At 70.2% G+C, this 6089-nt stretch carries 7 protein-coding genes; 6 read left to right on the top strand and 1 reads right to left on the bottom strand.

What is annotated here, in order from left to right; genetic code table 11:
• The coding region (locus ACFPZL_RS08850) for a cytochrome P450 (RefSeq protein WP_382335130.1) at nt 1-1223 on the bottom strand (1223 nt) is incomplete at its 3' end.
• Between the two features lie 121 nt (nt 1224-1344).
• Here ACFPZL_RS08850 and ACFPZL_RS08845 point away from each other — a divergent pair.
• The 6 genes from ACFPZL_RS08845 (at nt 1345) to ACFPZL_RS08820 (ending at nt 5998) form a co-directional block, all read left to right on the top strand.
• Complete coding sequence (locus tag ACFPZL_RS08845) at nt 1345-1926, top strand: helix-turn-helix domain-containing protein (protein WP_218114884.1); 582 nt, start codon at nt 1345-1347, stop codon at nt 1924-1926.
• Complete coding sequence (gene truA, locus ACFPZL_RS08840) at nt 1926-2747, top strand: tRNA pseudouridine(38-40) synthase TruA (protein ID WP_218114883.1); 822 nt, start codon at nt 1926-1928, stop codon at nt 2745-2747. The genes ACFPZL_RS08845 and truA overlap by 1 nt, the downstream gene beginning before the upstream one ends.
• A 333-nt stretch (nt 2748-3080) precedes the next feature.
• The gene (gene rplM, locus ACFPZL_RS08835; RefSeq protein WP_218114882.1) at nt 3081-3527 is read left to right on the top strand and encodes a 50S ribosomal protein L13; all 447 of its coding nucleotides are present in this window, start codon (nt 3081-3083) and stop codon (nt 3525-3527) included.
• Nucleotides 3528-3562: 35 nt separating this feature from the next.
• Nucleotides 3563-4039 carry a 30S ribosomal protein S9 gene (gene rpsI, locus ACFPZL_RS08830; RefSeq protein WP_218114881.1) on the top strand — a complete coding sequence of 159 codons (477 nt, stop codon included), beginning with the start codon at nt 3563-3565 and terminating at the stop codon, nt 4037-4039.
• Nucleotides 4040-4056: 17 nt separating this feature from the next.
• A complete protein-coding gene (gene glmM, locus ACFPZL_RS08825; RefSeq protein WP_218114880.1) occupies nt 4057-5406 on the top strand; it encodes a phosphoglucosamine mutase in 1350 nt (449 codons plus the stop codon).
• Nucleotides 5407-5470: 64 nt separating this feature from the next.
• Nucleotides 5471-5998, top strand: coding sequence for a hypothetical protein (locus tag ACFPZL_RS08820; protein ID WP_218114879.1), 528 nt, complete (start codon nt 5471-5473; stop codon nt 5996-5998).
• The last annotated feature ends 91 nt before the right edge of the window (nt 5999-6089 follow it).

Below are 6089 nucleotides of genomic sequence, written 5' to 3'. Positions count from 1 at the left end.
AGGATCGCCGACTCGCGCGCGGGAGCCGTCGCGTCCCAGCGCGCCGGCATCGTCTTCGGCGCCCGGAACACCCAGCCCGTGACCGAGGGGGACGCGTCGGGGTCGGGGCGGAGCCCGGGCAGCGCCGGCACCAGCTCCTCGAACATGATCCGCTGGACCTGCCGGGCGAAGAAGTGGCCGGCGCAGAAGTGCTCGCCGTTGCCGAAGGCCTGGTTGACGCGTCCCGTGCGCTCCATGTCGAAGCGGTCGGGCTCGTCGAAGCGGCTGGCGTCGCGGTTGGCGGAGCCGAGCACGACTTCGACCATGCTGCCCGCCGGGATCTTCTGACCGTAGAGCTCGACGTCGCGGGTCGCCATGCGCTCGACGGCGCCGATCGGTGCGATCCAGCGCATGCCCTCGTGCACCGCGAGGGGGATGTACTCGTCGGGGTCGTCGACGAGCTTCTGCCACTGCTCCGGCTCGCCGAAGAGGCCCATCAGCGTGCTGCCCGCGGCGTGCCCCGGCTCCTGCATGCCGCCGAGCAGGATCACCTTGAGCGAGGGCATGATGAGCTCGACGGGCCTCGGCTCCCCGCCTTCGCGCCCGGCCCACAGCATGTGCGAGAGCATCGAGTCGTCGGGAGTCCGGCGCAGCTGCTCGAGCAGGGGGCGGACGACCTCCTCGATCTCGGTCGAGGCCCGGTCGGCGATCGCGAAGCTGTCGGGGTCGAGGCCGAAGTTCGCGACGCCGAGGTTCAGGTCGCGGAACCAGCGGCGCAGGGTGTCGGAATCGACGTAGCCGTCGAGTCCCATGACGGTGCGGAGCGAGTCCACGCTCACCGGTTCGAAGTACGCCGACATGAGCTCGCCGGAAGTCTGTCCGTCGAGCCGCGAGAGGTAGTCGCGCGCGATCGGGCGGACGAGCGAGTCGACCATGTCGTTCACCGGCGTGGGCTGCAGCTTGGGATCGATGCCCTTCCGCAGGTCGGTGTGCGTGTCGCCGCCGGAGGTGAGCACGTTCGGCGTGCCGAAGACGCGCTGCAGGGTGGGGTGGTTCTGCGCGCCGGCCATGCCGTACTTGCCCTCGCCCACCTCGGCGCAGGCGTCGAAGCTGGTGACGAACCAGGCGTCTGCCGCGGGGATCCAGGCGACCGGTGCATGCTCCCGCAGCTGCGCGTAGCGGGGGTACGGATCGTCTTCCAGCTCGTCGAGCGTGATGTCGTCGATGAAGTCGAGGGTTGCCACGTCGCCACCCCTTTCCGCGATCGTTCCGATCGCCTAGTGGACCTGTATATCGAACAATCATACTTATCTATCGGAACATTGCAAGACCTCGACCGAACATTCGACCGGTATCTTGAAAGGCATGAGCGAGGATCGCAGGGACGAACTGATGAAGCGCGTCGGCACGAACGTCAGATTCATCCGCGAATCCCACGGGATCTCGCTCGCCCAGCTCGCCGCGCGCACCGGCGTGGCGAAGTCGACGCTCTCGCAGCTCGAGGCCGGCGCTTCGAACGCGACGCTCACGACGATCGGATCGGTGGCGGGCGCGCTCTCGGTGGATGTCGCCGAGCTGGTCCGGGAGCACGAGGAGGAGCAGGTCGTCGTGGTGCGCCGGGGCGACGGAGCCGACGTGTCCGACCAGGGCAGCGTCGGCGAGCACATGCGCACGGCGCTCGTCGGGCCGTCGGTGCTCGAGTTCCACCGGATCCGCCTCGACGCCGGCTCCTACGAGTCGTCCCCGAGCCACGGGCTGGGTTCGCGGGAGCACCTGCTCGTCGTATCCGGCGCGCTCAAGGCGGGCCCGAACGATGCCCGGATCGTGGCGCGCGCGGGCGACTACGTCTCCTACCCGGGCGACCAGGTCCACCACTTCGAAGCGGTCGAGGGAGAGAGCGCCGAGTACTGGATCGTCGCCACCTTCCCCCGCACGATGGGCGGCTGATGCGGCTGCGCCTCGATCTCGGCTACGACGGCACCGACTTCCACGGCTGGGCCGCGCAGCCCGGCCTGCGCACGGTGCAGGGCGAGGTCGAAACGGCGCTCGCCGTGCTGCTGCGCACTCCCGAGGAGCAGGATCCGCCGCGGCTCACGGTCGGCGGCCGCACCGATGCCGGCGTGCACGCCCGCGGCCAGGTCGCTCATCTCGACGTACCCGAGGCTCTCGCGGATCGGATCACGGCGTGCCGCCTCGACGGGTTGCTGCGGCGAACCGCACCCGACATCGTCATCGCCGCAGTGCGTCCGGCACCCCCGGCCTTCGACGCGCGCTTCGGAGCGGTGAGCCGCAGATACGAGTACCGCCTGCGAAGCGCGGACGCGCCCCGTGATCCGCTCACCGCGCGCTTCACCGCCGACGTGCCGCGATCGCTCGACTTCGACGCGATGCGGCAGGCGAGCGCCGAACTGCTCGGGCTGCAGGACTTCACCACCTTCTGCAAGGCGCGCGCGGGCGCCACGGCGGTGCGGACCCTGCTGCGCTTCGACTGGCGCGAGGTCGAGGGAGGCGCCTACGCCGCGACCATCGAGGCCGACGCCTTCTGCCACTCGATGGTGCGCGCGCTCGTCGGCGCGGTCGTCGCGGTCGGCGGCGGACGGATCGACCGGCCGCAGCTCATCGAGCTCCGGGACCGCAGGGAGCGGACGAGCCGCTTCGCGGTGATGCCCGCGCACGGCCTCTCGCTGGAGGAGATCGCCTATCCGCCGGACGACGAGCTCGCGTCCCGCGCGGAGCGGACCCGGGCGCGGCGGAGCCCGCTCGACTGAGTGTCTACGATGTTGCGGGCCCCGCTCGGCAGTTATCCGGCAGGCCCCGTCCAGCTCACGAACGGCGTGAATCTCCCCAAACCCCCCGCGCCGAGTGAGCGAACCGCAGCGGATCCGCTCGTTCGATCCCCCCAAGAAATTAACGAGTGGGTCCGCTGCACATCTTAGCGTGAACGGCGAAGCAGCTTTCGTGATAAGGTAGATCCTTGGTGCGCAAGCACCCGAATGTGAGCCCCCCAGGGCCGATGCACTCGCGCGACGATCATGTCGTCGCCGGGACGCGGCAGGGGAGGGATCCACGAACCACTCCATTTCGAACGAAAGCAGCATACTGTGACTCGCACGTATTCACCGAAGGCCGCTGAGCAGACGCACGACTGGCTCGTCATCGACGCCACCGACGTGGTGCTCGGCCGCCTCGCCTCGCATGCCGCCGCCCTGCTCCGCGGCAAGCACAAGACCACCTTCGCCCCCCACATGGATATGGGCGATCACGTGATCATCATCAACGCGGCGAAGGTCGTCATGGCCGCGCAGAAGGCTGCGAAGAAGCGCGCCTACCGCCACTCGGGCTACCCGGGCGGCCTCAGCTCGGTGACCTACACCGAACTCCTCGAGAAGAACCCGGAGCGCGCCGTGGAGAAGGCGATCCGCGGCATGCTGCCGAAGACCTCGCTCGGTCGTGACCAGTTCCGCAAGCTGAAGGTCTACGCAGGCCCGGAGCACCCCCACGCTGCGCAGCAGCCGACCCCGTACACCATCGGCCAGGTCGCCCAGTAATCGCCGGCTCCGAACTTCGAGATAAGGACTTTCAAGTGACTGAAGAGAACGTGGCCGTCGAGAGCTACACCACCGAGACCCCGGCCGCCCAGGCGACCGCGTCGACCCCGCGCCCCGCGCTGACCGTTCCCGGCAGCGCCGTGGGCCGCCGCAAGCAGGCCATCGCCCGCGTGCGCCTCATCCCCGGCTCCGGCGCCATGACCGTGAACGGTCGCGAGCTCGCCGAGTACTTCCCGAACAAGCTGCACCAGCAGCTGATCACCGACCCCTTCACGGTGCTCGAGCTGGGCGGCTCCTACGACGTGACCGCGCGCATCAAGGGCGGCGGCCCCTCGGGCCAGGCCGGCGCGCTCCGTCTCGCGATCGCCCGCGCGCTCAACGAGATCGACGCCGAGCACAACCGTCCGACGCTCAAGAAGGCCGGCTTCCTGAGCCGCGACGCCCGCGTCATCGAGCGCAAGAAGGCCGGTCTCAAGAAGGCTCGCAAGGCGCCGCAGTACTCGAAGCGCTAATCGCGACGTCTCGCGTTATGGCACGCCTTTTCGGCACGGACGGGGTCCGGGGCCTGGCCGGGGTCGATGTGACCGCCGAGCTGGCCCTGGGCCTCGCTCAGTCTGCGGCCTTCGTTCTGGGCCGCGACGCGCGTTCGGAGAGCCGTCGCGCCACCGCCGTCGTCGCACGCGACCCCCGAGTCTCCGGTGAGTTCATCTCGGCGGCGGTCTCGGCCGGGCTCGCCTCGGTCGGCGTCGACGTGCTCGACGCCGGCGTGATCCCGACCCCCGCGGCGGCGTACCTCGTCGCGGACACGGGTGCGGACTTCGGCGTGATGGTCTCCGCCTCGCACAATCCTGCGCCGGACAACGGGATCAAGTTCTTCGCGGGCGGCGGCCGCAAGCTGCCCGACGAGGTCGAGGACGAGATCGAGGCGGCGATGAGCCGCGCGCTCGCGGGCAACACCGGCCGCGAGGTGGGCCGGATCCGGCGCTTCGCCGACGCCGAGGATCGCTACCTCGTCCACCTGCTCGGCACGCTCGACGGGCAGCGTCTGGACGGCCTGCACGTCGTGCTCGACTGCGCGCACGGTGCAGCCGCCGGCATCTCGCCCGACGTGTTCCGCGACGCGGGCGCCCGCGTGACCGTGATCGGCAACGACCCCGACGGCTTCAACATCAACGACGGTGTGGGCTCGACCCATCTGGAACCGCTCGCAGAGACCGTGCGGCGGCACGGCGCGGATCTCGGCATCGCGCACGACGGCGACGCCGACCGCTGCCTCGCGGTCGACGCGCACGGCGACGTCATCGACGGGGATCGCATCATGGCGATCCTCGCGCTCTCCCTGTCGACCCGGGGCAAGCTGCACCGCAACACGCTGGTGACCACGGTGATGAGCAATCTTGGGCTCCGGCTCGCGATGGCGAACAACGGGATCGACATCGTCGAGACCGCGGTCGGGGACCGCTACGTGCTCGAGGAGCTGAACGCCGGAGGCTATTCGCTCGGCGGCGAGCAGTCGGGGCACGTCATCATGAGCGAGCACGCGACCACAGGAGACGGGATCCTCACGGGGCTGCACCTGGCTGCGGAGATCGTCCGCACCGGCAGTTCGCTCGCCGAGCTGGCGCAATGCATGACGGTGTACCCGCAGGTGCTGGTGAATGTGCGCGGGGTGGATCGTGGCCGGGTCGCCTCCGACGAGGTGCTGCAGCAGGCCGTCGCCCAGGCGGAGATCGTGCTCGGCGGACGGGGCCGCATCCTGCTGCGCCCCTCCGGCACGGAGCCGGTGGTCCGCGTCATGGTCGAGGCCGAGGACGAGGAACAGGCGCAGCAGCTCGCCGACGATCTCGCCGCGGTCGTGAAGACCCGCCTCGCGGTCTGAAGTCGAAGCCGACGGTGAACTAGCGCAGAATCAGCGCCGAACGAATCGAGAGATGAGAGACCCCATGAGAGCAACCACCGGTGCGATATTCGCGCTGCTCGCCGCCGCCGCACTCACGCTGACCGGCTGCGTCGGGGTCGAGTCCGAGGTCCCTGCCGCTGCACCCGAGGATTCCGCGACCTCCGAGGTCTGCGCGGGTGTGGAGACGGTCGTCGACTTCGGCGAGCTGGGCGGCGCCCCCGAGACGGGCTGCGCCGAGACCGATGCCGCGATCACCGCCGCCGAGGCGTTCCAGCAGGCGGGGGTCGAGCTCGAGGGCGTGGCCGCGAGCGACCAGTTCTTCGCCTGCCGCGTTGCCGGCGCCCCCGCTGCGGACCAGGAGCTCGAGTACGAGGGCGAGGGGTACACCGCCGACTGCGCGGGCTTCGGCCCGGCCTGGGCCTGGTGGGGTCTGTTCGTCGATACCGGCGAGGGATGGGCCTTCGCGCAGGAGGGCGCCGAGACCCAGCAGGTCGAGCCCGGGCAGCGCGTCGCCTTCGCCTGGCAGTTCGGCGACACGACCGAGCCGCGGCTCCCCGTCGACCAGTCCTGACCCGGACTCCGGTGGTCCCGCCAGTTCAGTCGGTCTCGGCGGCCGGACGCGGCCGGGCTCCGGCTGCCACGACCTGGCCGGCACTCGCACC

The organism is Leucobacter soli, assembly GCF_042659205.1.
Lineage (GTDB): Bacteria > Actinomycetota > Actinomycetes > Actinomycetales > Microbacteriaceae > Leucobacter > Leucobacter soli.
The sequence above is the reverse complement of the archived record's forward strand: the minus strand, read 5'-3'. Positions and strand labels throughout refer to the sequence as shown.